Origin of the sequence: Haloglomus irregulare, from assembly GCF_007421925.1 — an archaeon.
GTDB lineage: Archaea > Halobacteriota > Halobacteria > Halobacteriales > Haloarculaceae > Haloglomus > Haloglomus irregulare.
In genome coordinates this window covers 162,414-188,808 of the sequence record NZ_QMDX01000003.1, presented here as the reverse complement: position 1 = coordinate 188,808, position 26,395 = coordinate 162,414, and the positions used below count along the sequence as shown (strand labels likewise).

The following is a 26,395-nucleotide window of genomic DNA, read 5'->3' as shown; positions in this document are numbered from 1 at the left end:
CGGAGCTTCAAGTACCATCCCGGGTGGAGGACCCGACACGCCTATGCCCGGTGACGCCCGACGCGAGTCCGTGACCGACGGGGCCGACGTTTCGACCGACGGCGCCGGGACGAGTGGCGACGCGGGCGGGGACGCGACCCGTGACGAGCCCTGGCGGGACGTGTTCGGCCACGACGAGCCGTACGACGACCAGGTCGACGGTATCGAGACGGCCATCGGGACCGCCGAGAGCGGCGGCTTCCTCGCGCTGGAGGGGGCCTGCGGCACCGGGAAGACCCACATCGCGCTCACCGCGGGCATCCAGCTGGTCCGGGACCCCGACACGAAGTACGAGCGCGTGTTCGCGCTGACGAGCGTCAAGCAGCAGCTCCGCCAGTTCGAGGCGGACCTGCGGATCATCAACGACGACCTCCCCGAGGACTGGCGGCCGGTGTCGGGCCTGACGCTGGTGGGGAAGGCCGACGTCTGCGCGTACAACGTCGCGGGGACGGGCGGCATCGACGACCGGAACGTGTACGAGCGGTGCGAGGGGCTACGCGAGCGGACGCGGGTGCTGGCCGACGAGACGAGTCCGGGCGGCCTGGCGAGCCGGGCGCGCTCCCAGCAGGTCGGGCTGGCCGACTCCGGCGACAGGGGCGGGCCGGACTACCTCGAGGCGGCGGGCGGGATGGCCCCCTACCCCGAGGGGACGCCCGAGGACGGCGACGTGGAGTACTGCCCGTTCTACGCGCAGTTCCTGGACGACCTGCCCGAGGACGGCGAGGTGTCGGAGGCGGTCCCCTTCGACTGGACGGAGACGGGCCACATCGACGCCCAGGAGCTGACGCGGCTGTCCGTCGACGCGGGGACCTGCCCCCACTCCGTCATGGGGGCGCTGTTGCCCGAGGTCGAGGTCGTCGTCGGGAACTACTACCACGCGTTCGACCCGACGACGGTGGAGACGTTCACCGGCGCCCTGCTCGACGAGGAGACGTTCGTGGTCTGCGACGAGGCCCACATGCTGGAGCCGCGGGTGCGGGACCTCCTCAGCGACGGCATCGCGGACGTCTCGCTGCGGGACGCCGAGTCCGAACTGGCGCAGGTGGTCCAGCCACTGACGATGACCGACGAGACCGGGCGGGAGACGGGACCCGTCGAGGAGATCCGCACCGAACTGGCCGACGCGACCGTCGACCTGGACGACCTCCAGCGGACCCGGCAGTTCCTGCGGGACCTCCGCGAGGAGCTCGGCCGGCGCGTGGAGGCGTACCTCGACCGCGAACACCGGGGTTGGCGGGCGACCCTCGACGACCTACCCGACGGCGAGATCCCCCTGCGCGACCCGGAGGAACCACGGACGGACGACCTGACGCGGTGGGCCGAGGACGAGGGCTACACGGAGCGGGACTGGGTGCGGGCCGAGAGCGCGTGTGCCGTGGCGGCCCGCATCCTGAACGCCGTCGAGGAGGAGGACGGAGGGGCGCGGAGCGCCCCGGGGGAGTCGAGCGGCGAGCGGAGCGAGCCGCGAGACAGCAAGCGGACCGCGCCCGCGGTCGGCCGTGCGCTGGGGGCGTGGTGCCGGGCGGGCCACCTCGACCACTTCCGGGAGATCGAGCTGGAGCGGACCTGGGACGAGGCCCAGCCGAACGACGCCTGGCGGCGGGCATACAACGCCCGGTTCACGCTCCACAACTGCCTGCCGGGCGACGTCATCGCCGAGCGGCTGGCGGAGTTCGGCGGCGGCGTGCTGATGAGCGCGACGCTGGAGCCGCTGGAGGCGTTCGCGGAGGTGACCGGGCTGAACCACCTCGAAGACGAGGCGGACCGGCCCGTCGTCGCCCGGAGCTACGGACTCGACTTCCCGGTCGAGAACCGCGAGTCGTTCGCCGTCGCGGCGCCACCGTTCACCTTCGAGAACCGTGGCACACCGGGCGAGGAGACGGAGGCCCGGCGCATCCACGCGGGAGCGCTCCGGGAGGTGGCGACCGTCCCGGGCAACGTCCTCGTCGGGATGCCCAACTACGCCGAGGCGGAGTGGGCCGCCGACCACCTCCGCGGCGCCGTCGACAAGCCGGTGTTGCTGGACGAGTCCTCCGCGGACGACGTGACGGAGGCGCTCAAGCGGGAGTTCTTCGACGGGCCGGGGAAGGTGCTCGTGACCTCGCTGCGCGGCACCCTGACGGAGGGCGTCGACTACCGGGGGGACCGGCTGGCGGCGGCCGTCGTCTGTGGCGTCCCGCTGATCAACACTGCCAGTGCCCGGACCCGGGCGCTGCGGACCGCATACGACCGGCGGTTCGGCGACGGCTTCGAGTACGCCCTGACGGTCCCGGCGGTCCGGAAGGCCCGGCAGGCCGTCGGCCGGGTCATCCGCGGCCCCGAGGAGGTCGGCGTCCGGGTGCTGCTGGACGAGCGCTACGCCCGCGATGTCTGGAACGGCGTCCGCGAGTATCTCGGCCCGGACCGCGAGGAGTTCCAGCCCGTCTCGCCGGATATGCTGTCGCTCGGCCTCGACCGGTTCCGGGAGCGGATGGGCGACTGACCGGCGGCGCCGGCCCCGTCGCAGACCCACGACACCGGCGGGCGGATCCGGGCGTGGACGGGCGATATCGGGGTGTACGTTTTTGTCCTCCCATCCGGAACCGGTGAGCGTGTCCCTCGCTCGCCGCCGCCGCCGGCTGCTCGCGGCGCTCGTCGTCGGGCTCCTGCTCCTCTGCGGGGTGGTCCTGTTCAGCGTGCTGCAGACGGTCTTCTTCGCCATCACGGTCGCGTACGTCCTCTACCCGTTCCAGCAGCGGCTCGTGAAGCGGGGGCTCCCGGCCTACTGGGCCAGCGCGGTCATCACCGGAGCCGCCTTCGGGGCCGTGCTCGTCGTTATCGGGGCGCTCGCGCTGGTGCTGTACAACCAGCGGGAGTCGCTGTTCACGCTGCTCCGGACCATCCCGGAGACGGTGCCGATACCGCTCGGCGAGTTCACCTACACCCTCGACACCACGACGGCCCTGGCGACCGTCCGAACCGCGTTGCAGCGGCTCGCCGTCGACTTCGCGACCGCGGCGCCGGTCATCGCGCTGAAGCTGTTCCTCTTCGCCATCCTGCTGTTCGGACTGCTGGTCCGGCCCCGCTCCGTGGGGCGGACCGCCTTCTCCGTGACGCCGCCGGCCTATCACGACGTGCTGGTGGCGCTCGACCGACGGGTCCGCCAGACGCTGTACGGCATCTACGTCCTCCAGGCCGCGACCGCCGCCGGCACGTTCGCGGTCGCCCTGGTCGTGTTCACGGCGCTCGGCTACAGCGCCTCGTTCACGCTGGCGGTCATCGCCGGGGTGCTCCAGTTCGTCCCCGTCGTCGGGCCGGGGGTGCTGGTGGCCGTGCTGGCGGGCGCCGACCTCATCGGCGGGCTGACGACACGGGCCCTGCTCGTGGCGGTCCTCGGGGCCGTGCTCATCGGACTCGCGCCGGACGCCACCATCCGGCCGCGGCTGGCGAGCCGGGCGGCCCACCTTCCGACCTCGCTGTACTTCATCGGCTTCACCGGCGGGCTGCTGACGGTCGGGGCCATCGGCTTCATCGCTGGACCGCTGGTGGTGGCGCTGCTGGCCGAGGCGGTCGACCTGCTCTCGGAGAGCGCGGAGGGGCAACAGACGCGGTTGAGCGCCGTCGGCGCGGCCGATGATATGGGTCAGGACCCGCGGCCGAGCGCCGTCGCGGGGGCGGACGACGACGCCCCGGACGACTGAGCGGGCCCTCAGCCGGTCTCCAGTTCGTTGCCCTCGGCTTCCCATTCGGTCAGCGACCCCTCGTAGAACGCCAGGTTCGGGAAGCCGAGATGTCGCAGGACGGTGTAGGTGTGGCTGATGCGGCGGGCGGTGTTGCAGTAGAGCAGCACCCGCTCGCCGGGGTGGATACCCCGGTCGGCGAGCAGCGTCCGGAGTTCATCGCCGGGGCGGACCCCGCGGGTGTCGGCGTCGACCAGCTCCTGCCAGTCCAGCCGCACCGCGCCGGGGATGTGGCCCTCCTCGTACTCCCACTCCTCGCGCGTGTCGACGATAACGGTCCCGGGGTCGTCGAGCGCGGCCTCGACGGTCGCCAGCGACACCAGCGGCCCCCGCTCCTCGTAGGTCGCGCGGTAGTCCGTCGACTCGATAGCCGTCGCCTCGCCCGTCGTCTCATGCTCGAGGGTGTACGCCGAGAAGTCACCGTCGAGCAGGTGGAGCCGGCCGGGGTCGTGGCCGTACAACTCGGCCGTGACGAGCAGGCGTGCGGCGAACACCCCGTTCGTGTCGTCGTACGCGACGATGCGGTCGTCGTTTGCGACGCCGGCCTCGCTCATGCGGTCGGCAAAGGCCCGCGACCCGGGGAGCATCCCGGCCTCGGCCTCGCCGTGTTCGGTCGCGCGGAACGCGTCGAACGGGACGTTCACCGCCCCGGGGACGTGTCCGATGCCGTCGAACTCCCAGGCATCGCGGACGTCGATGACGGCCACGTCCGGGTCCTCGCGGTGCGCGGCCAGCCACTCCGTCCCGACCAGGACCGGTACCTCGTCGTGGGCCATGCGCCCCTCGCGGAGCCAGTCGACCTCGGGCTCGTCCTCCAGGCTCACGGCGGTCGGGTCCGCGTCGTCGCCGTCGTCGGTCATACAGTCCCCTCCCAGCCGACCGGGCATCAACCCCGCGGGGACGGCGAACGGGGCCCGGGGTACTGGATAGCGGCCAAAATTGCTGTTTTCGTGGCGGCTATTCCGACTACAATTCGACCCGTCGCCCGGAAACGGGGTAGGGAGCGTCAACTGGTCGGCACGTGGAGGTTCGGCCGATACCGATAGGCGGTAATTCCTTCCGGTAACAGGCATGTGCGGTCGGTGCTGCCGGTGGTCGTACGGTTATCTCGCCGGTCCGTCTATGTGTGGATGAATCATGGTCGAAGATAGCTACGCGAAGGACGTACTCGTCTCCGCCGACTGGGTGGAGGCACGTCTCGATGAGTTCCAGAGCGACGACCCCGAGCATCGGCTCGTGGAGGTCGACGTTGACACCGACGCCTACGACGAGGGCCACGCCCCCGGCGCCATCGGGTTCAACTGGGAGACCCAGCTCCAGGACCAGACCGAGCGCGACATCCTCTCGAAGGCGGACTTCGAGGACCTCCTCGGCTCCCATGGCATCTCCGAGGACTCCACGGTCGTCCTCTACGGTGACAACTCCAACTGGTTCGCGGCCTACACCTACTGGCAGTTCAAATACTACGGCCACGACGACGTCCGCCTGATGGACGGTGGCCGCGACTACTGGCTCGAGAACGACTATCCGCTCACCGATGAGGCGCCCGACTTCTCCGCCGTCGACTACGAGGCGGGTGGTCCGTTCGAGACCATCCGGGCCTACCGTGACGACGTGGAGAACGCCATCGAGAAGGGCATCCCGCTGGTCGACGTCCGCTCGCCCGAGGAGTTCTCCGGCGAGATCCTCGCGCCCCCGGGACTGCAGGAGACCGCCCAGCGCGGCGGCCACATCCCCGGTGCCGAGAACATCTCATGGGCCGCGACCACCAACGACGACGGGACGTTCAAGTCCAAGGACGAGCTCGAGGAGCTGTACAACTCCGAGGGGATCGACGACTCGCAGTCGGTCGTCGCCTACTGCCGGATCGGCGAGCGCTCCTCCGTTGCCTGGTTCGCGCTTCACGAACTGCTGGGCTATGACGACTGTGTTAACTACGACGGCTCCTGGACCGAGTGGGGCAACCTCGTTGGCGCCCCGGTCGAGACGGGCCAGGCGGACGACTGAGTAGCTCGTCGCTACCACCCGTTCTCTCTTCTGCGACGGTCGACAGCTCCAGCTGGATCCCGGAAGGAGGGGTAGACGGGAACGGTGACCCGATATCACCGATCGACCGGGCCTATCATCGTGTAACGACGCCCGGAGAGCCGCTCACTCCCCGTCCGGCCGCGTGTACCACCAGGCCCAGAGGACGAGGACGCCCTGGAGCGGGAGGCGGGCCCACAGCATCCAGTCGGCGGGCTCGTAGGGCACCCCCTGGACCTCCACGTCCCGAACGGCCATGCTGATGTTCGCCGGGAAGACGGCCGTCAGAAGCCCGATGAGCCCCCAGGCGGAGAGCCGGCGGGTCCGCGGAACCACGACGCCGAGGCCGAGCAGTATCTCGGCGACCCCGGAGAGGTAGACGAGGGCCATCGGTCGGGGGAACTCCGGGGGGACGACATCCGCGAACGGTCGCGGCGCCACGAAGTGCATGACCCCCGCGACGACGAAGACGGCACCGAGCAGGTAGTTGAGCGGGCGCTTGTACGCGGCGGGTCGGCCGGCGGTGGCATCGGGCATCCGGCCGGCACGTCGATGCGCGGCTCAAAGAGCGTTCCTCTCCGGGGCGCGGGCGCGGCGGGGGAATCCGCGGGTTTCTTGCGTTCGTGCGGTCTGGAGCGGATATGAGTGAGTCGGCCGACTCCGCCCCGGGCACGGACGGCCACGCGGACGGCAACGTGCTGTTCGTGGTGCTTGACACGGTGCGGAAGGACCATCTGACGCCGTACGGGTACGAGCGCCCGACGACGCCCGCCCTGGAGCGCTTCGCCGAGGAGGCCCGCGTCTACGAGCACGCCGTCGCGCAGGCGCCGTGGACGCTGCCCGTCCACGCCTCCATGTTCACCGGTCGCTACCCGAGCGAGCACGCGGCCACCCAGGAGGACCCCTACCTGGCCGACGGGATCGGCACGCTGGCCGAGGCCGTCCGCGCGAGCGGTCGGGCGACGGCCTGCTACTCGTCGAACGCCTGGATAACGCCGTACACCCGTCTCACCGCGGGGTTCGACCGGCAGGACAACTTCTTCGAGGTGATGCCCGGCGACGTGCTCTCGGACACGCTGGCGGACCTCTGGCAGCGGGTCAACGACAGCGACCGGCTCCGGGCGGTCGCGGACCGGCTCGTCGAACTGGGCAACACCGCCCACGAGTACCTCGCGGGCGGCGAGGGGGCCGACACCAAGACGCCCGCGGTCATCGACCGGACCATCGATTTCGTCGACGACGCCGACGGCTGGTTCGCGTTCATCAACCTGATGGACGCCCATCTCCCCGTCTATCCCCCCGAGGAGTACGCCGCGGAGTTCGCGCCCGGCGTCGACGCGACCGCGGTCTGTCAGAACTCCAAGGAGTACAACGCCGGCGCGCGCGACATCAGCGAGGCGGAGTTCGACGACATCCGCGGGCTGTACGACGCCGAGATACGGCATATGGACGCCCAGCTGGAGCGGCTGTTCGACCACCTCAAGCGGACGGACCAGTGGGCGGACACGACGGTCATCGTCTGTGCGGACCACGGGGAGCTCCACGGCGAGCACGGGCTGTACGGCCACGAGTTCTGCATCTACGACCCCCTGGTCAACGTCCCGCTCATGGTGAGGTCGCCGGGGCTGGAGCCGGGCCGCGAGGCGGGGACCGTCGAACTGCTGGACCTCTACCACACGGTGCTCGACGCGGCCGGCGCGGTCGGTGCGGCGGGCACGCCGAGCCACGGCGGGGAGTCGTTCGACCCGACCCGGTCGCTCCTGCGCCCGGAGGCTCGGGCGTTCGAGGGCGGCGACTACGGCTTCGTCGAGTACCACCGGCCCGTGGTGGAGCTGAACCAGCTGGAGACGAAGGCGGCCGAGGCCGGCATCGAGCTGGACCGGGGCTCACGGTACTACTCCCGGATGCGGGCGGCCCGACGGCCGGACGGGAAGTACATCCGCAACGAGCGCATCGATGACGAGGGCTACCGGCTGGACACGGACCCGGACGAGGCCGAGCCGGTCGGGACCGACGATCCGGTGGTCGCCGAGACGGCGGCGGTCCTCCGCGAGTTCGAGGCGTCGGTCGGGGGCGAGTGGGACGACGTGGCCGACGACGACGTGCTGGCGGGGATGAGCGACGATGCCAGGGCCCGCCTGCAGGACCTGGGCTACATGGAGTAGCCGGGACCGCGGCGTCGGCGCCCGGCGGACCTGAACGAACCGACGCCCGCGAGGCCGGTTCGGCTCGACGACGCGGTCGGGATGGACCGGTTCGTCGACACCCACGACCACGCGCTGGTGGTCCGCTTCGGGAGCGGCGAGCCGGTCCGGCGGTTCGCCGACGGCTTCGTCGGCACCGAGACCGTACTGGCGTTCGTGGACCACCCCGGGGCGCGGCCTGGACCCCCGGCGGTGGCAGGATTCGGCGGCAGCGTAACGGATTTCCGACTCGCGTGTGAGCGGTTCGCACGATGTCGACACGGCGGACGACGGTTCGGGGGACGATCCGGGGGATGGGCGAGCAAGCGAACCCGGCCTTCGCGGCCGGCGCGGTGGCCGTCCCGGTGCTGGCGCTCGCGTACGCCGCCACCGTGGGGTCGGTCCAGCAGCACACCTACGTCCACGTGATGGCGGGGGTGCTGTGGAATACGGTTCCTCCCGTGCATACTGAAGATTGGGACATGAGGTCCTCACGAGCCTGAAACACCGAGTTCCGGAACGACAGAGGAGAATCTGATGTCTCGTGGTTATCGGATTGCCTCGTCGGTCCTCCGTGGCTGACGGCCATCGGCGCGATTGACACATCGGCGCGATGGAACTAGAAAGTGGTGGGACTCCGGGAGCTACGTGCCCGAGTCGATCCGGACAGCGCCCCGGTCGGCTCCGCGCAGTCGACGGGACCACTCGTCGGGATCGATCACACCGACCGTGCCGACGCGAACGGGTGTCTCGCGGTCGCCCAGTGCCTCGGTTCGGTCGCAAAGATCCCGGGTCGCACGGCGTCGGGCCGACGGCGAGAGGGATCGGTCGACCAGCACCAGGATCCCCTCTTCACCTCCCTCGCCGGCACGGTAGATCGTCGTCTCGTCGGGCCCGAACACGTCGCTGACGACTTCTCGGACAGTTTCATTGTCTACTTTGACAAACGCTGACATGGTTTTGAAAACGGTGTGGTGAGAGTTGACAGTTACGCCGGGAGTCCAGCGTGACGCCGAGGGCGCTGACTATGCTCTTCGACCGGCAGGTCGGCTCGGCCCGCGAGGAAGCACGCGAAGCACGGGAAGTCTCCACTTAGGTCGTGACACGTGCAGTCTGGGTGATGATGGACCCGGTCGGCAAGCGGTCGGTCGTCAGCGATACTGTCTTGTCGCTGCGTGGTTGAGTCGGTCATGGTTGTCTGAGTCCAGGCAACCGGCTCGGCTGTCTTCAGCAGCCGGGCGTTTTCAGTCCGTCACGCCCCGAGGAGCCGTGTCTGCCTTCATTCAGTGGTATAGTCCGACACACCATAAAGCTATCGGCATTTTGTCATGTTGCAATCCGGGCGACGACGGGACCACCGTCCGGGACGATCCGGGTGTCGACGGGCCTCATGGCTGACCTGACGGTGATCGCCGGTCGTCGGACCCAGTACTTTCGGTCGGCCGACGATGGTCACATATCGGCGAACAGAGGGGACGTGTCGGACGAGACACGGTCGTCGTCGGGTCGGACCGGACCGTCTATAGACGGGGTTTTATATATGCGCCCGACCGGGGCAGCGGATCCGCCGGACGGCTTACGCGCGAGAACTTTCGGTTTTCTCAACCTAGGAACGGGGTCTGAGTCGACTCGACTCCCGGGTCGCAGTCTACCCGTACCGAACTCGTACTTATGTCGAAGCGCCTGATTATCGTATATGTTGGAAGCAGCGGGTGAGTCCGATCCCGCGATTCGTCCGTCAGACCGGTCGATAGCCGTCGAACGGACTCAAAGGCTGTTCTCAATCTGTGCGCGCGCGAGTCGCAATGGTCGATACTGACAAGGAGCGGACCAAGATTGAAGTAGACACGTCAGTGAAAGAAACGTTGGATCGGATCCGCCGAGAACGAGCGCCGGACCTGGATCTCAGTTACAGGCAGATGCTCGCACGCCTCGTCACCGAGGAGGCGGACCGGATCGGCGTCGAGCACGATCTCCGGACCGACGAGTAGTGTCATTCGGCGCGAGCGAGAGACGGTATTGCGAAGGTCTGGAGGAACCACATGGACGTTTGTCGCGGAACGCGAGGGCCCGGCGACTGGCATCGCCGGGTCCCGGAGCCGGCCGGACGCCATGTCCGGTCAATTGTCGCGCGAGTGAGGCGTCCCGGGCGACCCGGACTGAGTCGCTATGTCGAGCAATGTCGAGGTCTTTACCGACCAGCGTGGATATACGAAGATCAAAGACCCAGAGTCTGGGAGCATCGTATATCTACATCACTTGAACGCGATTGTCGACCATAGCATCAAAGAGATAGCTCGGGACGACGTGGAGGTCCATCACGACCTCGGCTTCCCGAGCGACGCGGGAGTCCGTGTCGACGCGCCCGACACACTCACACCCGTTCATCGAACGATTCACCGCCGTTTACACGCCGACGACGACGCGTCGGTCGATCCCGGCGACGCGTTCACCAAGACGGCGCCCGTCTCCGGAGACTGACAACTCACCAGGGGACTATGAGTGTCGCGTCCGAACCACACAGTAAGTACTCAGCGTCTCGAAAACAAGAGGTTGAGGCCTCTTGACAGCAGTGATGGATGCGGATATAGTTAGCAGTCGGTCGATGGTAAGCCTTCCGTGTCAGTCGGTCGAAACACGGGTCGGCAGCGACGGCGCCGGCCTCGTCCGGGATCATTATCGACTGTCAACCGACCCGAACGCCGTCGTCGCCGACGAGCTACGAGGCGTCACGGTCGGCGACGCCGAAGACGCCTACATCGGCCGACGGCGCGGGGAGGCGAACGGACCCTACTCGTCAGGAACGATGCGGGAGCGCGCCCGGCGGACATACGGCAGAGTACTCGCCGTCGACCGGGAGGCGCGCAGTCGGTTGTCGAATCCAGTTGCCGGGTTGGTGACGCTGGTCCTCCGTCCGACGGGATCCATCGACCGCGATCCCGTCGAGGCCGTCGACAGCGTCCGGGCGGGGATGTCAGCCTGTTCCCGGCGGATCGTGGAGCGAGTCGGGAGAGACAACGTGGCCGTCGTCGGTGTCCGCGAGTTCGATTCCGACGGCCTGCCACACGCTCACCTCTACATTGTCGGCGACGGGGACCATGTCGACAGTCTGGATTTGAAGGCCGGAGTTGATGCCTTTGTCCGGTCAACCCCTGGGACCGTCGCCGACGATCACGGCTTTCAGGAGGCCGTTCGCTGGGATCCGGATCCGGAGCGGACCGCCCGAAAGTCGACGGGAGACGACGACGAGTATGGTGCCGTCCATCCATTCGCTCGGTACTGCGCGACGGGGCTCCCGCATCTAGAAAAGCCGGGGGAGCTTGCGTCACACCGTATCCGACAGGGAGCGATGGAGTGGGCGTCAGGCTCATCGGCGACGTTGTTTTCTGGCGTCGCCCGGGACGCGAGTGTCGGGCCGGAACACGGAGAAGAGCCGGATGAGCCGGACGATGATGAATCCAGTCAACGGGAAGACGACGGATTCGTTGAACCGAGTGTTCCTGACACGATGTCAAATCTCGACCGGCGAGCTTGTCTTGTCTGCAGGCGTGCGGTCTGGGTTGGTCGTCGTTGCTGCCCATCGTGCCGATCCACCCTCGGTCTGGACTCGAAGCTCGGGCGTCTGGGCGCTCTCGATCAGGCCGTACGCCCAGCCCGTGACCTCGCCATCGGGACTGACGAATGGTCCGTTTCCAGCACCGGGAGTCGGGTAGAGTGGCAGCGTACGGTCGTACGTGACGACTCGCTCGTGGGCGCTTTGGAACTCAAGATCCGGTAGTACAGCGCCCTCATCGTCCCCGTAGACACGGATGTCGTTCACTCCGGCGATGTAGATTTTGTCCGGGTCCTTCTTTATCGTGCCATAATTCTGGGTATTGAACGCTGGGCCTTCATGCTCGTCGATATCGGAGTTCGTGATCGAGAGCCGGAACAGCGCAAGTTTCGCTCCACTGGGTGCTTCCCACTGCTCGCTCGTACGTCCCGCGATGAAGGTCGCTGCCTGGGTCGTGGCGAAATCAGTTATCGTTATCTCAAGCGGACCAATCGTCGCCGTCTCGCCGACCGAGCGGGGACCCTCCGGCGTGGTAGACGAGATCGGGTCACTGATGAACGGAGGTAGGTTGTCGGTCGCGAACGCCCAGCCTCCGACTCCACCAGCTCCCAGCAGTCCAAGTCCACCCAGAAGTTCCCGACGGCCGACCATACCGTCCAGACCGTCTGTCCGCACAAAGTAGTTATTCCTTGCTCGGCGTCACTCCCAGTCCAGTCGAGATGAGTCCGGAAACTTGGGTAAGCCGGACGATGTCGGGTCCGCTGAACCGGTCGAAATCGAGGGGCTGAGTGTGGGCCGACCGTGCCGACTCGACAAGTATTCTACCCCGGTCTGTCGCATGTCGATTCTCGATCTGCCTGATGATGTGGTGGACACGACCGACCGTGTGGCAGTCGTCGTAGTTGACGCATTGCGATTCGATGAGTCCGACCCGTTCCGCGAGATCTATCCAGACGGTCGCTGGTTCCGGTCCGTCGCTCCGTCGACCACGACACCGCAGTCCGTGACGAGCATATTCACTGGCGACCGACCCGAGACGCACGGCGTCGACGGAACCGGCATGTCCGCCAGCAGTCGGACGTTGCTGTCGGCGACGGACAGTGTCTCACTGTCTCACGGCACGGCGTTGCGGATCGGAGGACGGATCCTGACGGCACTGCTGTCAAACGAACAAGCGACGCTGGGATTCCATAACTTGATACTGGAGCTACGACGACCGGGCGCACGAGTCGAGAGCGACGGTGAAGACTGGATGCCGTCCACCGAGTTGGATCCACAAGCCGACGCCGATCCGGCAGTCGTCGGCGACCACGATCTCGCCTTCGTCCACGACATGATCGTGCACAACTGCGCGCCGATGGTGTCCGCACCGGCCGACTGGCTGCCGTCGTGGGATCCGAACGACGAGCCACGAGCGGACTACCGAACAGCAGTCCGTCTGTCGAGAAGCGCGCATCGGATCTTCCTCGATCGACTGCGGGACATCGGCGTCTTCGAGGACACGCTGTTCATCGTCGTCGCCGATCATGGCGAGTCGCTAACGACTCCGCACGACGGTCCGCCGGGACACGACGGAACCGTCCCGGCCGACAGCGTCGCACGTGTTCCCGTGGAGCTCTGTCACACGGCCGTCGACGGGACCCGCGTCGACACAGACATGAATCCACGGCTGCTCGATGTGACACCGACCATTCTCGGGATCATGAAACACGCCGGGCTCCAGTTGTCAATATTTTTCTCCTGTCTTATCCTCCCACTGTCGCACTATCGCTTGTCGAGCTTTGTTCATCGAGTCGGACTGACCGATGTTGTCGGTGTACCCGTCTATCGCCTTGATAATCAGCCCCAGTTCATCCGTGGTTAGTTCTGAAACCGTATCCACTGTCTCGAACCTTCTTTTGATGTCATTGACCGCTTGGCTGCGATCAGACACCGTCTCATACCAGGCCAGAGCTTCCTGCACAGCATAATTCATTTTATCGGCTTGCTCATCTCGAACTCCCTGGCTCCCGCTTGACAGAACCTCTTCGTCGGCACGTACTCCCTCCATGCCCCGCTGAACGCCATCGGCGATTACCTTGTACACTGAACCGATAACAGCAGCGTAAACTATTGTTATCGCAACAAGTACACTCAGCCCCGCCAACGCGTCTCCTGCGTTTATTCCGACTACAATGATTACTGCGACCGAGAGTGCGATTGTAATTCCAAAAGCTATTAACGAGAATCCGTAGCGAACTGCCTCAGATGTCGTGACTCGTGCCATGGATATTAATTGAAATCATCTGAAGTAGTTCTGATGGATAGAGTAACCGCTGTTTCCTGCAGGTATTCCCGTCTCTGTTCCATTTTTCTCCCTCCGCCATCTGGTTGTGGTTCCGTTCGAGAACCTGCTGCGACACGTCACAGCGATCCGAGATTACAGTCGGTTCAGTACCCTCCCTGCGGTACTCTGTGAGCCGTCCCGGCCGACGGCGTCACACGGTTCCCGTGGGACTCTGTCACACGGCCGTCGACGGGATCCGCGTCGACACCGACGCGAATCCACGGCTGCTCGACGTGGCGCCGACCATCGTCGGGATCATGCGCGACGCCGGTCTCGGAATCGACGGCGGGATCGGCGAGACCGATGGCGTCGATCTACGGGCGCATGACGGCCCACTGACAGGAGTGTGTCGGCAGTCGTACGCGAGCCCTCTTCGGGAGCCGGACGAGACTGTGAAGGCCGTTGTCCGGTCTGACGGGCTCGATCTCCGACCGGCGGAGTGACCACGCTCGCTCTTCCTCAGGTTGGGTTTCGGGAGTCGGCTCGATCCGAAACGGAGGGATCAGCCGATGAGGTTGTCCCGATGTCGCTCGTACTTTTCCTTCGCGTCGGCTCGATCGTAGACTTGTTTCAAGGTCGGGACGGAGGTGCCAACCCGATGCGACAGCGACTCCGGAGTCAGATTCGTGTCGGGATCAGACATCCGGTTGAACGCGTGAGTGATGGCACCGTGGCGCACGGCGTGGGGACCGCGCGAGTTTTCGCATTTGGACGCTACCTTGCGACTCAACCGTCCCTCCCGATCCCGGCAGAACGAACAGTAGCACTCTTCAGCGTACGTCGCCGGCGACGTAACCCAGCAGATCTCCCGGTACAGCGGAGATCCGTGTCCGTTCGCCGACTTCATCCGGGCCGACTGCTTCGTCTGTAGCAACCCGCGGAGGCCGAACTGGTCGGATTCGTCGGCTCGACCTCGCTCCTCCCGATAGGACTGGATCGCGTTGAACGTCTCCGAGCGGAGCGGGATATACCGATCGTCCGGCTCGCTATCGCCTCGCTTCTTCAGTGGTAGTCCGTCGCTGTCGGGTCCACCCAACTCGGGACGGTTCCGAAGCCGGAGGTGGTGTCCGTCGATGTCGTGCGGGCAGTCGCAGTGTTGGGCGTTGCCATCATAGTGTAGATGCCCGTCGTCGAGAGCTAGACAAGCAGACTTCCGGAGCCCGAGCCGGAAGGTCAGGATGAAGGCGACGTGTTCTCGGGTGCCTTTCCGCTCGCTCTCCAGCCACTCCATGATTTCGACACCACGGTCGGCATCGAGATACTCGTCACGCTGGAGATCCTCGGACGAGAGGTCCGGGTACAACTGCTGCCAGTCGTCGCCGTCGATCTCGTCGGTGACGTAGTCGCGGACCTGGCACCAGTCGATGAACTGCTTGGTGTTTTCCATGTTGCCATTGACCGTCACATCGTCTCCGGGGATGTAGGACTTGTAGGACGCGATGTCAGAGGTTCCGATATCGGAGAGGTGGTCATTCGGCGACTGACGGAACCACGATCGGAACGTGTCCCATGACTTGCGGTGATCCCGTTCGGAGCTGGATCGGTAGCCGGCATCGTCAAGGAAGTCATGGAATACGTCATCGTCCGGTCGTTGGGGCTCCAGATCCTCGCCGAGTTCGTCACGAACGGTCCCGGATACTCTGTCGGCTACTTTGTCCGCTACGGCGTCTACGACCCCTTCATTGAGGTCGTCAAGTGAGTCGCTTTCGTTGTCTGTACGAGTCTCGCTGTCGGGTTCAGTTGACATTGCGACGTAGCTCCGCGCCGACACCCGCCGGCCGGCCGGAGGACCAGGCACCGCCCCGGTCTATCGGAACTGGGGTCGGGAGACATATAACCACGTGGGAAGATTCGCCCCCATTTGTACCGGAATCATAGTATTTCAGGCTTGCCCAAACTATTTGTAGGGGAATCGCGATATGCCACAGGACGGCGGGGGTGCTGTGGACGGGTATCGACCTGTTCATGGCCGCGGTCCTGGGACCGGTCCTGGGTGGTCTGGACCCCGAGGCACGGGCCGACGTGTTCCGGCGGTTCACGCCGAAGATGACCTTCCTGATGCCGGTACTGGCCCTGGTGACCATCGTCGGCGGCATCACCCTGGCGCTGCGGCTGGGCTACTTCCCGAACGCCGACCCGTGGCTAGCGCTGCTGAACGTCGCCATCGTCGTGCCCGCCCTGCTGCTCATCGGGCACCAGTTCCGGGCGTTCGGCGACCGGCGCTGGCAGGCCGTCTTCGGGGTCGCCACGGCCGGGAGCGTCGCCTACCTCGCCACCACGCTCCCCGCGTTCGCCATGACGACGCCGGTCGTCGCGGTGTCGCTGGCTATCATCGTCGTGCTGAGCGTGCTCGGCTTCGGCGTCCTGCTGCCGGGGGAGGTGCTGATGTACAGGGAGATGACCTCGCCGGAGCCGGACACGGAGCGGATCGGCGCCATCGGGCTGCGCAACGCGAAGCTGGCGGGTGTCCAGGGTCTGTTCCAGTTGAGTATCATCGTCGTGATGGTGTACATGCGCTGGGGCGGGTTCTGAGCCGGGCCGGTCACTCCTCGGGCGACCGCCACCGCAGGTCCGGCGTCCACACCGCCGCGGCGGGACCGGGCGCTCCCGTCCGCCACCGGACCCACAGCGCGATGGCCGCGGTCCCGACGAGGATGGCGGCGACGCCCAGCAACCCCGCCTCCGGGCCGAACGGGCCACCGGTGACGAGGTCGGGCCCCGTCTCCCGGGTTTCGACGACCGCCACGCCCAGCCGGAGCCCGCTGACGGGGAAGCCGAACAGCACGCCCTGCGCGTAGTTCCAGGTGAAGTGCAGGCCGAGCGGGATGGCCAACTCGCCCGTGAGCGCGTAGCCCGCGGCCAGGAAGAGGCCCGCGAGACCGATGGTGGCCGTGCTGGCGGCGGTGGCGCTCGGGTTGCCGGCGTGCAGCAGGCCGAACAGTGCCGACGTGGCGAGCACCGCGCCCCCGAGCGCGACGGAACCGCCGACGGGGCCGACCCGGAGCCCCTCGGCGAGGTTCGTCAGGAGATAGCCCCGGACGGCGAGCTCCTCGGCGACAGAGACGGCGGCGAAGAGGACCAGATAGCCGGCGGCGAGCCCGACCGCGGAGGCGCCGGCGGCCGTGACGACGAGGCCGGTCACCCGGAACCAGGCCGCGCCGACGCCGACGAGGAAGACCCCCGTTATCAGCGCCAGACCGAGCGCCGCGCCGAAGGCACAGTCGAGCCACCAGTCGCGGTCGAGGTGGAGGCCGAAGTCCGCCAGCCGGCGACGGTCGATGGCGACCCCGGCGATGGCGACGACCGCCGTCACGCCGACGGCCGCGAGTACCGCACCTGCGACCTGCAGGACCGGCCCGGAGTCGATGCCCGGGAGGGGACCGCCCGACCCGCCGCCTGCGATGAGGCCGACGCCGAGGGCCGCGATCCCGGAGAGCAGGGCGGCGACAACGGCGGTCAGGACGAGTCGGAGGGGGAGCCGCGGCCGCCGCGCCGCGCGGTTCCAGACGACGCTGATGACGGTGGCGACGGCGCGGCTCAGCGGCGCGGGAAGCACGGTCGGATTGAGGCGTGGGGCCCGGAAGAGTGTCCGGGACTCAGGCGCCCTCGACCAGCCGCTCGATCTGCTCCGGCGGGACGGCACCGCGGGCCGCGTAGCCGTCGGAGGCGAACGTCGGGACGCCCGTCACGCCGGCGCCGTGGGCCGCCTCGAACGCGTCGTGCAGCTCCGCGCGCAGCGCCTCGTCGGCCAGCGCCTCGCCCACGGTCTCGGGGTCGAGGCCGGCGTCCGCGGCGATATCGGTCAGCACGGCCTCGTCGCCGATATCGCGGCCGTCCTCCCAGAGCGCGGCCAGCAGCGCCTCGTCGAACGCGAGCCACGTCTCGTACGGGTCGGCCTGCTGCACGCGGTAGGAGACGACCTGCGCGGGCAGGGAGTCGACCTCCGTCGCGATCTCCAGGGTCATCTCGACGTCGTAGCGCTCCTGTAGCCGGCGGACGTTCTCGCGGGCCTGCTCGAAGTACGACTCGTCCTTCCCGTCGTCGACCGAGTGGTCGATGGAGCCGTCGGGGCGGCGCTTGTTCGACCGGAGGTCGAACGGGTGCCAGTCGATCGCCAGGGGCTCCTCGCGCGTCGCCTGGTAGCGGCGGAGCGACTCGCGGCCGAGATAGCAGAACGGGCAGACGTAGTCCGAGTAGACGGTGATCTCGTCGGGCATACCATCACGGAACGGGGCGGGACACAAGAGTCCGGAGGGTCGGTGGCGCCGTCATGCACGACCACGGGTGGAGGTTCCGCGGACGGCGCGACCGCCGGGCGTCGGCGGGCATCGACGGGCACGACCGCGCCCGCAACGGGCGGTCCGATACGCTGGGCCGGGCGTCGGGGACGCACCACGAGCCGTTCCGCGGGCCGTGCAGGCCGGCGCCACGGCACGGAAGGGATACGCTCTCACGACGCCTCCCGGTGGCATGGAGGTCACCCCGTTCGGGATTCACCTGCACGACGAGGGGGGCGGGAACGACGGGCGCGGGGTCGAGACATCGCGTCGGGGCAGCCGCGGCGGCTGGATGGCACTCGCGGCGCTTGTCCCGGTCGCGGCCGTCGTGGCGGTCCTGGTAGGCCGGCGGGTCCGCGCCCGCCGGGCCGAGCGGGGGCCGTCGAGTACACCAACGCCATCGGCGAGTCCGAGTGGCCCTATAACCGGCGTATACGGTTCGTTGTGCGTAAGAATTCTCCGTTCGAGTCGAAACGGCATATCTCACCACCTGTTTCACCGATAGTGATATACTCCGGGTCGTGTTCGGACTGTTGCCGTCGGTGCTCGGACCGAGGGGTCGGGACAGGGTTAACCACGTCTCGGACCGAACTGACGGGTGATGACCGGTGACGAGGGGGCGCCCGCCATCCACACCGACGGGCTCGCCAGGCATTACGGCGACGTGACCGCGCTGGACGAGCTCTCGCTGACCGTCCCGCGAGGGGAGCTGTACGGGTTCCTGGGGCCGAACGGGGCCGGTAAGTCGACGACTATCAACATCCTGACCGGGCAGCTGGTGCCCGACGAGGGGTCGGCGCGGGTGGTCGGTATCGACCCGGTCGCCGAGCCCGTCCGGGCCAGGGGTGCGGTCGGTATCCTCCCGGAGAACGGCCGGCCGCCGTCCTTCCTCACGGTGCGGGAGTACTTCGACTTCGTCGCGGCGACGCGGAATCTGGACGACAGCGCCGTCGGGCCGCGCGTGGACGCCTGGGCCGACCGGCTGGAGTTCGAGCACAAGCTCGACACGCTGTGCACGGACCTCTCGCAGGGGGAGCGCCAGAAGGTGCTCATCACGCAGGCGTTCCTCCACGAGCCCGACGTCGTGTTCATCGACGAGCCGCTGACGAACCTCGACCCCATCATGCAGGAGCGGACCAAGCGGTTCTTCCGGGAGTACCGTGCGGACGGGAACACGCTGTTCCTGTCGACCCATTTCATCGGGACCGCCGAGGAGGTCTGCACGAGGGTCGGCATCATCAACCGCGGCCGGCTGCTCGCCGAACTCGACCCCCGGGAACTGGACGAGCAGGAGAGCCTGCTTGACCGGTTCTTCGCGGCCGTCGACGCCGACTCGACGGCGGGCGCCGAGGTCGGGGCCGGGCTGGCGACCGACGCCGCCGACCCCGCCGCGACCGCCGAGGAGGGGGGTGTCGAGGCCGAGACGGACGGGGGAGCGACGGGGGACCGGTAGATGGGCGTCCCGTACCGCTACCTGTTCGACCGGATGGTCCGGGAGGAGTGGCGGCTCCACACGGAGCTGTTCGGCGGCAAGCGGTTCGCCAGCTTCCCGCTGTTCGTCGCGCTCGTCGCGGCCGGGACGGCGACGTTCTTCGCGCTCGGGAACGCCGACGCAGACACCCTGCTCGGTGGGCTCCACCTCGTCGTCGCGCTGCTGGGACTCCAGGTCGGCACCGTCGGGCTCGTCGGTCGCGACGCGCTGGAGGACCTGCTCGGGGACACGACGCTCCTGCTGTACGCCGCCCGCACGCTTCCCGTCTCCTTCCGCCGGCTGATGGTCGCGTTCGTCTTCAAGGACGTGCTCTACTACGCGGTGCTGTTCATCCTGCCGCTGGCGGTGGGCGTGGCGCCGCTGGCGTACTTCGGGCTAGTGCCGTGGACCACCGTGCCGCTGGTCTTCGTCACCGCGGGCGGGATGTTCACGCTCGGCGTGGCGCTGTCGCTGTTCCTCGTCGGGGTCTACACCCGTTCGCGGCTCGCCGCGCTGGCGGTCACGGCCGTCGTCGTCGCCGGGCTGGTGCTCCGCGGTGCCGCCGTCGTGAGCGTGACGCCGTACCAGCTCGTCTCGCGGGTGACCCCCGCCGCCGTCCTCGGGAGCCTCCTGCTGCCGGTCGCCTTCACGGCGGCGGGCATCGCGCTGTTCGAGTTCGACCGGCGCACGCCCGCCCGGACCGCGCGTGACCGGTTCCGCTTCCTCCACGCCCGGCTGGGCGGTCTGGACCGCCAGGGCGCGCTCTCGAAGTCGCTGCTGGACGTGGCCCGCTCCTCGGGGGGGCTGTGGAAGGTCGTCTTCTCGCAGGGGCTGGTCTTCGGGGTGTTGGCGGTACTCCTGGCCTATCTCCCGGACGTGGTGCCGGTCCGGCCCCAGCCCGGGCTGACGGTCGCGACCATCCTCGCGCTGGGGACGTTCACCACGTACAACTGGCTCTGCCAGTTCGACGACGAGCAGTTCTACCTCCGGTATCCCGTCTCCCTGCCGACGGTCTTCCGGGCGAAGCTGGTCGGGTTCGGGCTGCTCGCGCTCCCGGTCGGGCTGGCGTATCTCGTGCTGGGCGGGGTCGTCTTCGGCTACGACACCGCCCTGGTCGGGCTGGCGGTCTTCCCGCCGCTCGCGATGTGCGTCTTCGGCGTCACCGCGTACGCGGCCGGGCTGGAACCGACGGAGCTCCTGTTCGACACCCCGACCTTCGCGCTGTTCACGCTCGCGATGATGGCCGTCCTCATGCCGCTGGTCATCCTCGCCATCGCGTACCCGCTCTACCCGGCGTGGCAGGCCGGCGGCGTCGCGGTCACCATTGGCCTCCTAGCGGGGCTCGTCGGTGTGGGCCTCTATACGCGGGCCGCACCGCGCTGGGAGCGGAAGGCGCTCTCCGGGACGGACTGACTCCACGCACCGTCCGCCCTCGTTGGAATCTCCGGGCGGTAACAGGTCTCAGCGGGCCTGCTGAATACAGGGCACGTATCGGGCACGGACGAGTCGGTTGGCAGGTGGTAGGGACGATGGGGTGTGTATGCCGCGCAAAGAAGTTGAGATCGGACAATCCGCGAATACACGCATGGTCTGGTTGCCGGTATCGCGAATCGATACTGCGCTCGCTGTATTCGCTCCTGCTCTGTTAGCTCCGGAGGCGTACGACTGGTACTACTACACGCACCGCTGTACACCGTCCTCGCAGTTCGCCGACGCTGTCTGTACACGTTCCCATCCCCGTTGTTCGTCGTCGGAGTAGTGGGTCTGCTTGTCCTGTGCTTTCGGTTCGCCGTTGACTCGCTCGCCGACTGATGCAGCTCGCTGTGGGTCTACCCTCTGTATCCAGCAAACCACATCTGTCGGCTCTCGGATGTTCCAACAGGGTCCTTCGTCCGGGGTCTCGGCCCCAGTCCCGTCGACCACCATCGCTATAGTCGTCACGCCCCCAGCCGCGCACATGAGCACGCGACGCCCAGCACCCGTCGAGCGGCCGGTGGTCCTCACGATCGCCGGCTCGGATTCGGGCGGCGGCGCCGGCATCCAGGCCGACCTGAAGACGATCGAGGCCTGCGGCGGCTTCGGCACCGCCGCCGTGACAGCGGTCACCGCGCAGAACACGACCGGCGTCCACGGCACCCACGTCCTGCCGGTCGAGGAGGTGGAGGCGCAACTGGACGCCGTCATCACGGATTTCGACGTGGCCGCGGTGAAGACGGGGATGCTCGCGACCGCCGAGATGGTCGAGACGGTCACGCGGTACGTTGCCGGCCTGGACTGTCCGGTCGTCGTCGACCCGGTGATGGTCGCCGCCTCGGGCGACCGCCTGCTGGACGAGGACGCCGAGGACGCCTACGAGGCCCTCATCGGCGAGGCGACGCTCGTGACGCCGAACGCCGACGAGGCCGAGGTCCTGACGGACGTGGATGTCGAGGACGAAGCCGGCGCACGGCTCGCCGGCCAGCGCCTGCTGACCTGGGGCGCGGAGGGGGCTCTCGTCAAGGGCGGCCACATCCCCGGCGACGAGGTGCTCGACACCCTGGTGACGGCGGACTACATCGAGGCCGCACGCCACCCGCGCGTCGACACCGAGGCGACACACGGCTCGGGGTGTGCGCTCTCCTCGGCCATCGCGACCCATCTCGCGAGCGACGAGCCGCTGAAGGAGGCCGTCGGCTTCGGCATCGACCTGCTGGAGCGGGCTGTCCGGCATCACCACGACGTGGGCGAGGGGCCAGGCGCCGTCCACCACCTCGTGGAGGCGCGCAACGCGGCCGCCCGCGAGCCGACGGCCGAGCGCGTGCAGGACGTGGTGGACTGGTTCGTCGAGCGCGACGTGTCGGCGGTCGTCCCGGAGGTCGGGATGAACGTCGTCGGGGCGACGCCGTACGCCGAGGCACCCGAGGAGTGTGCCGCCGTCGAAGGGCGGGTCACCCGGACGCTGTCGGGCATCCAGCCGAACCGGGGGGTGCGGTTCGGCGCGTCCAGCCACGTCGCCCGCTTCCTGCTCGCCGCCCGCGAGTACGACCCCGCCCTGCGCTGGGCGGTCAACTGCCGGTTCGCCGACGACGTGGAGACCGCGCTGGAGGGGCTCGACGGCCACATCGCGGAGTACGACCGCGACGCACAGCCGGAGGACGTGGCCGAGGTCGAGGCGTCGACGATGGGGTGGGGCGCGCGGCAGGCCTTCGGCGGCGACGGGGAGCGTCCCGTCGTGGTGCTGGACCGCGGGGCCCACGGGAAGGAGCCGATGGCGAAGTTCGTCGGCGAGGACGCGCGGCAGGTGGCCGAGCGGGTCGTGAGCGTCGTGGAGACGCTGGAGACGAGCGAGGAGTAGTGTCCCCGGCCGCCGGGCGGACGCGCGGGAATCGAGCGTGGGTAACTTCTGACACCCGTCCGTATCCGCCGGGCGTGTCCGACTTCACCGAACCGGCGATTGGCCGGCGCGCGGAAGCGACGGCGTATCGGTTCCTGGATACACTCTCCTACGTCCGGGTCCCCGGAAGCGCGACGGACGACCGGGTGTCCGTCGTCGAGATGCACCTGCGGGCGGGCCATGCACCACCGATGCACGTACACGACGGCGCGGACGAGACGATCCACGTGCTGGACGGGGGGGTGACGGTCCACACGGCGGACGATGCCCGCTCGCTGACTGCGGGGGACTCGGTGGTCCTCCCGCGAGGGGAGGAGCACAGTCTCGTCGCGGACGAGCAGTCGGTGATCCTCGCCTCGACCGCACCCGCCGGGTTCGGTGAGTTCGTGACCGCTGTCGGGGAGCCGACGGAGGAGGGAACGGTCCCGACGACGCCGCCGTCCGAGGACGCCATCGGTCAGGTGAACGCGCTCGCGGGAGACCACGGAATCGAAATCGTCGGGCCGCCACCGGCCGCCCGTGACGGCCGCCGGTCGACACACCTGACCGGCCAGAAGGAGCGGGCGCGACCACGGGGCGCGGGGTCTTGAGACGACTCGGGTCCCGGGGTCAGTCCGCGCTCGCGGCGCCGGCCACCAGTTCCGCCGGCGGGCCACCGGGCAGCTCGTCGCGGTCGTGGTCGGCCTCGAAGTCGAGGTCCGGACCGGCGGCGACGAACGCGGTCGGGTTGATATCGGTGTGGGTCGTGTAGTAGTGCTCCTTGATGTGGGCCATGTTCACCGTCTCGGCGATGCCCGGCGTCGTGTAGACGTCCCGGACGTACGGCCAGAGGTTGTCGTACTGGCTGATGAGCCGCCTGTTGCACTTGAAGTGGGTGTGGTAGACCTGGTCGAAGCGGACGAGGGTGGCGAACATCCTGAGGTCCGCCAGGGTGAGGCGCTCCCCGTCGGCCGCGAGATAGCGCTGGTCGGCCAGCACGTCGTCCCAGTGGCCGAGCGCGTCGAACAGCTCCGTGACGGCGGTCTCGTAGGCCTCCTGCGTGCCCGCGAAGCCGGCACGGTAGACGCCGTTGTTGATGGGGTCGTAGATGGCGTCGACGACCGCGTCCACCTCCTCGCGGATGTCCGCGGGGTAGAGGTCGGCGCCGTTGCCGACCTCCCGCATCTCGGTCGCCAGGGTCTCCATGATCTCGATCGACTCGTTGTTGACGATGGTGTCCGTCTCGGTGTCCCAGAGGACGGGCACCGTCACGCGCCCGGTGTAGTCCGGGTCGGCCTCGACGTAGGCCTCGCCGAGGTAGTCGAAGCCGTTGACGCTGTCGACCGTGCAGTCGTCCTCCTCGGGGGTGAACTGCCAGCCGCGCTCGTCACGGTACGGGTCGACGATGTCCATCGTGATGGCGTCCTCCAGCCCCATGAGCGAGCGGACCATCGCCGCGCCGTGGGCCCAGGGGCAGGCCCGCGAGACGTAGAGGTGGTAGCGGCCGGCCTCGGCGGGGAACTCGCCGCCGAGCGCGTCCCGGAAACTGGTCGAGTCGCGGTCGAACTCCCCGTCGTCGTCGTTCATCTCGTAGGCATCGGTGCGCCACTCTCCGTCGACGTACATGTTGACCATGGTATTCCAACCTACGTGGCCCGGACATATCAGCGTCACCGTGACACGGGTGTCACCACGTGCGCCGGCCGAAACCCGCGGCCTGCGGTGAACGCCGGGGCGACGGGGACGGCGGGGGGACTCACGGGTCGTGGTCGCCGATAGCTTCAAGACCATGTGTGTGTTTGTCACACAATGCCATGGGAGACACGAAGAGAGGTCGCGAGCGAAAGGGAGCCGTCAAACGCGAACAGCGGCGGAAACGGGAGGTCCGGCGAGCGCTCGAACACCAGGACGAGGAGGTCGACTTCGACGAGCTGTACGAGAACGAGGAGCTCGAGCTGTAGCGGGCGTCGCCCGCGTCTTCCGCCGGCCCGCCGCACGCACAGCGGCGGCCGCCTCGCTCAGTCGAACGAGACCGCGTGGAGCCGGCCGTCACCGTACGGGACGAGCACCTCCTCCCGGCCGTCGTCGTCGACGTCCGCGGCGACGGGCGGCGTGTAGAGCGCGCGGTCGCCGCCACGGTCGAACGTCGCGCGGACGGTCCCGTCGCCGGCGAGGACGCCGACGGTACCGTCACCGGTGGCCGCCACGAGTTCGGGACCGCCGTCGCCGTCGACATCGGCGGCGACCGCGGACGGGACCGACCGGAGTGAAGCCCCCGAGAGCCGGTCGCTGGTCCACTCGACCGCGCCGGTGGAGCCGTTCAGCGCCCGGACCCTGGCGTTGGCCCCCGTGACGTACACCTCGACGGCCCCGTCGTCGTCGCCGTCGAGCGCGGGGCCGACCGCCGCGGGACTGCCCGCGTCGGCGAAGCGCCACTCCGTCTCGCCGGTGGCGCCGTCCAGGGCGACGGTTGCCCCCTCGGCGGTCGTGGCGATGAACTCGACCGCGGGGTCGTCGTCGACGTCCGCGGCGGTGGCCCAGACGACCGCGTCGCCGGTGCCGGTGCCGAGGCTGCGGGTCCACTCGCGAGTGCCCCCGCCGGCGAACGCGACCACGCGGCCGTCGCCGAGTCCGACGACGAGTTCGGTGCGTCCGTCGGCGTCGACGTCCGCGACGACCGGGTCGACGAAGGTGTACGCGTCCAGCGAGCGCCGCCAGACCACCCCGTCCGGGCGGACGACGAACAGTTCCCCGCGGGCGTCCTGGGTGACGAGTTCCGGCGCCGCGTCGCCGGCGAGGTCCGCGACGACCGGCCGGGTGTAGCCGTAGTCCGTGAGCGAGACGGCGAACCGGCGCTCGCCGGTGCGGGCGTCGTAGGCGACCGTCTCGGACTCCGTCGTCGAGACGATGACCTCCGGGGTCGCGTCGCCAACGAAGTCCGCCACCGCCGGGTCCGCGACGGCGTGGATGGTGCAGTGCTCGGGCGGAACCGGCGCGGCCCAGCGCTCGCCGCCGCCCCCGTTCAGCGCGAGCAGGCGGCAGCCCTCCCGGTCGCCGCGCCCCCCGAGCGGATGGGCGACGACCGTTCCGTCGAGCCCCTCCGTCCCGGGGAGCCGCCCGACGCCCGGGGAGTGGTGGTTGCCCAGGATCTCGGAGTCGCCCGCGACCCAGTCCACGCTCGCCTCGAGGTCGTCACCGTCGCCACCGCCGTCACCGCCGAGGCCGGCCGGCAGCGTACAGCCGGCGAGGACGAGGAGGGCGGCGAGCGCGAGCGTCGAAAGCGCGTCGAGCCCCGAACCGGGGCGGAGTCGCATACCCGTGGGTCGGCACGGCACGGGCAAACCGCTGTCGCTCCGGGTGTGCACGCTGAACGGGCAGTCGAACACCTGAGCGAACCGATTTCGACGGTCGGACCAGAACGACTTTGCCCGTCTCCCCGTTACCATGTGG

At 68.3% G+C, this 26,395-nt stretch carries 26 protein-coding genes; 16 read left to right on the top strand and 10 right to left on the bottom strand.

Translation table 11 applies throughout. The features are described 5' to 3' along the window. The first annotated feature begins 43 nt into the window (after positions 1-43). Both DP107_RS07000 and DP107_RS06995 read left to right on the top strand, forming a co-directional pair. Positions 44-2,521 (top strand): ATP-dependent DNA helicase, encoded by a 2,478-nt coding sequence (locus tag DP107_RS07000; RefSeq protein ID WP_144261437.1) that lies wholly within the window; start codon positions 44-46, stop codon positions 2,519-2,521. A gap of 109 nt (positions 2,522-2,630) precedes the next feature. Beyond that, entirely contained in the window at positions 2,631-3,719 is a 1,089-nt protein-coding gene (locus DP107_RS06995) for an AI-2E family transporter (protein ID WP_238330805.1), read from the top strand. Between the two features lie 8 nt (positions 3,720-3,727). On the opposite strand, the gene DP107_RS06990 is transcribed toward DP107_RS06995, so the two are convergent. Further along, a complete protein-coding gene (locus DP107_RS06990; protein ID WP_144261613.1) occupies positions 3,728-4,534 on the bottom strand; it encodes a sulfurtransferase in 807 nt (268 codons plus the stop codon). 361 nt (positions 4,535-4,895) lie between these two features. Here DP107_RS06990 and DP107_RS06985 point away from each other — a divergent pair, with 361 nt between their 5' ends. Next, on the top strand, positions 4,896-5,765 hold the full coding sequence (locus DP107_RS06985; RefSeq protein WP_144261435.1) for a sulfurtransferase: 870 nt from the start codon (positions 4,896-4,898) through the stop codon (positions 5,763-5,765). Between the two features lie 144 nt (positions 5,766-5,909). Here DP107_RS06985 and DP107_RS06980 read toward each other — a convergent pair whose 3' ends face one another. Further along, positions 5,910-6,320, bottom strand: coding sequence for a DoxX family protein (locus DP107_RS06980; RefSeq protein ID WP_144261434.1), 411 nt, complete (start codon positions 6,318-6,320; stop codon positions 5,910-5,912). A gap of 104 nt (positions 6,321-6,424) precedes the next feature. Between DP107_RS06980 and DP107_RS06975 the strand changes: the two genes are divergently transcribed. Both DP107_RS06975 and DP107_RS06970 read left to right on the top strand, forming a co-directional pair. Beyond that, the gene (locus DP107_RS06975; RefSeq protein ID WP_144261433.1) at positions 6,425-7,948 is read left to right on the top strand and encodes a sulfatase; all 1,524 of its coding nucleotides are present in this window, start codon (positions 6,425-6,427) and stop codon (positions 7,946-7,948) included. A gap of 290 nt (positions 7,949-8,238) precedes the next feature. Further along, entirely contained in the window at positions 8,239-8,469 is a 231-nt protein-coding gene (locus tag DP107_RS06970; RefSeq protein WP_144261432.1) for a hypothetical protein, read from the top strand. A 141-nt stretch (positions 8,470-8,610) separates the two neighbouring features. Here the strand turns inward: DP107_RS06970 and DP107_RS06965 are convergent, their stop codons facing one another. Next, on the bottom strand, positions 8,611-8,868 hold the full coding sequence (locus tag DP107_RS06965) for a hypothetical protein (RefSeq protein WP_144261431.1): 258 nt from the start codon (positions 8,866-8,868) through the stop codon (positions 8,611-8,613). Between the two features lie 903 nt (positions 8,869-9,771). Here DP107_RS06965 and DP107_RS06960 point away from each other — a divergent pair. Together DP107_RS06960 and DP107_RS06955 are read left to right on the top strand one after the other, a co-directional pair. After that, positions 9,772-9,957, top strand: a complete 186-nt coding sequence (locus DP107_RS06960) for a hypothetical protein (RefSeq protein ID WP_144261430.1) — start codon at positions 9,772-9,774, stop codon at positions 9,955-9,957. Between the two features lie 178 nt (positions 9,958-10,135). Continuing rightward, the gene (locus DP107_RS06955; RefSeq protein ID WP_144261429.1) at positions 10,136-10,447 is read left to right on the top strand and encodes a hypothetical protein; all 312 of its coding nucleotides are present in this window, start codon (positions 10,136-10,138) and stop codon (positions 10,445-10,447) included. Positions 10,448-10,940: 493 nt separating this feature from the next. Here DP107_RS06955 and DP107_RS21100 read toward each other — a convergent pair whose 3' ends face one another. Both DP107_RS21100 and DP107_RS06950 read right to left on the bottom strand, forming a co-directional pair. Continuing rightward, positions 10,941-11,066 (bottom strand): hypothetical protein, encoded by a 126-nt coding sequence (locus DP107_RS21100; RefSeq protein ID WP_272949828.1) that lies wholly within the window; start codon positions 11,064-11,066, stop codon positions 10,941-10,943. 411 nt (positions 11,067-11,477) lie between these two features. After that, on the bottom strand, positions 11,478-12,170 hold the full coding sequence (locus DP107_RS06950) for a hypothetical protein (RefSeq protein ID WP_144261428.1): 693 nt from the start codon (positions 12,168-12,170) through the stop codon (positions 11,478-11,480). A gap of 187 nt (positions 12,171-12,357) precedes the next feature. Here DP107_RS06950 and DP107_RS06945 point away from each other — a divergent pair, with 187 nt between their 5' ends. Further along, on the top strand, positions 12,358-13,383 hold the full coding sequence (locus DP107_RS06945; RefSeq protein ID WP_144261427.1) for an alkaline phosphatase family protein: 1,026 nt from the start codon (positions 12,358-12,360) through the stop codon (positions 13,381-13,383). A gap of 626 nt (positions 13,384-14,009) precedes the next feature. Then, positions 14,010-14,288, top strand: a complete 279-nt coding sequence (locus tag DP107_RS06940; RefSeq protein WP_144261426.1) for a hypothetical protein — start codon at positions 14,010-14,012, stop codon at positions 14,286-14,288. 59 nt (positions 14,289-14,347) lie between these two features. Here the strand turns inward: DP107_RS06940 and DP107_RS06935 are convergent, their stop codons facing one another. After that, on the bottom strand, positions 14,348-15,250 hold the full coding sequence (locus DP107_RS06935) for a site-specific integrase (RefSeq protein WP_144261425.1): 903 nt from the start codon (positions 15,248-15,250) through the stop codon (positions 14,348-14,350). Positions 15,251-15,364: 114 nt separating this feature from the next. On the opposite strand from DP107_RS06935, the gene DP107_RS20700 reads away from it, so the two are divergent. Beyond that, positions 15,365-15,544: a hypothetical protein gene (locus tag DP107_RS20700; RefSeq protein WP_238330804.1), complete on the top strand. Its 180-nt coding sequence runs from the start codon at positions 15,365-15,367 to the stop codon at positions 15,542-15,544. Positions 15,545-15,744: 200 nt separating this feature from the next. Then, positions 15,745-16,377 (top strand): hypothetical protein, encoded by a 633-nt coding sequence (locus DP107_RS06930; RefSeq protein WP_394348532.1) that lies wholly within the window; start codon positions 15,745-15,747, stop codon positions 16,375-16,377. Positions 16,378-16,387: 10 nt separating this feature from the next. Here the strand turns inward: DP107_RS06930 and DP107_RS06925 are convergent, their stop codons facing one another. Next, entirely contained in the window at positions 16,388-17,401 is a 1,014-nt protein-coding gene (locus DP107_RS06925) for a CPBP family intramembrane glutamic endopeptidase (RefSeq protein ID WP_238330803.1), read from the bottom strand. 40 nt (positions 17,402-17,441) lie between these two features. Beyond that, on the bottom strand, positions 17,442-18,062 hold the full coding sequence (locus DP107_RS06920; protein ID WP_144261423.1) for a DsbA family oxidoreductase: 621 nt from the start codon (positions 18,060-18,062) through the stop codon (positions 17,442-17,444). Positions 18,063-18,723: 661 nt separating this feature from the next. Between DP107_RS06920 and DP107_RS06915 the strand changes: the two genes are divergently transcribed. The 4 genes from DP107_RS06915 to DP107_RS06900 all read left to right on the top strand — a co-directional run bounded on the left by DP107_RS06915 (position 18,724) and on the right by DP107_RS06900 (position 23,556). Beyond that, positions 18,724-19,575 carry an ABC transporter ATP-binding protein gene (locus DP107_RS06915; protein ID WP_144261422.1) on the top strand — a complete coding sequence of 284 codons (852 nt, stop codon included), beginning with the start codon at positions 18,724-18,726 and terminating at the stop codon, positions 19,573-19,575. Further along, positions 19,576-21,006, top strand: a complete 1,431-nt coding sequence (locus DP107_RS06910) for a hypothetical protein (protein ID WP_144261421.1) — start codon at positions 19,576-19,578, stop codon at positions 21,004-21,006. A 544-nt stretch (positions 21,007-21,550) separates the two neighbouring features. Continuing rightward, on the top strand, positions 21,551-22,927 hold the full coding sequence (gene thiD, locus DP107_RS06905; RefSeq protein ID WP_144261420.1) for a bifunctional hydroxymethylpyrimidine kinase/phosphomethylpyrimidine kinase: 1,377 nt from the start codon (positions 21,551-21,553) through the stop codon (positions 22,925-22,927). Between the two features lie 74 nt (positions 22,928-23,001). Continuing rightward, on the top strand, positions 23,002-23,556 hold the full coding sequence (locus tag DP107_RS06900) for a cupin domain-containing protein (protein ID WP_144261419.1): 555 nt from the start codon (positions 23,002-23,004) through the stop codon (positions 23,554-23,556). Between the two features lie 19 nt (positions 23,557-23,575). Here the strand turns inward: DP107_RS06900 and DP107_RS06895 are convergent, their stop codons facing one another. Continuing rightward, positions 23,576-24,580 (bottom strand): glutathione S-transferase family protein, encoded by a 1,005-nt coding sequence (locus DP107_RS06895; RefSeq protein WP_144261418.1) that lies wholly within the window; start codon positions 24,578-24,580, stop codon positions 23,576-23,578. 179 nt (positions 24,581-24,759) lie between these two features. Between DP107_RS06895 and DP107_RS19905 the strand changes: the two genes are divergently transcribed. Further along, positions 24,760-24,906 carry a hypothetical protein gene (locus tag DP107_RS19905; protein WP_185977209.1) on the top strand — a complete coding sequence of 49 codons (147 nt, stop codon included), beginning with the start codon at positions 24,760-24,762 and terminating at the stop codon, positions 24,904-24,906. 57 nt (positions 24,907-24,963) lie between these two features. On the opposite strand, the gene DP107_RS06890 is transcribed toward DP107_RS19905, so the two are convergent. After that, positions 24,964-26,259 carry an outer membrane protein assembly factor BamB family protein gene (locus DP107_RS06890; RefSeq protein WP_185977208.1) on the bottom strand — a complete coding sequence of 432 codons (1,296 nt, stop codon included), beginning with the start codon at positions 26,257-26,259 and terminating at the stop codon, positions 24,964-24,966. Positions 26,260-26,395: the final 136 nt, after the last annotated feature.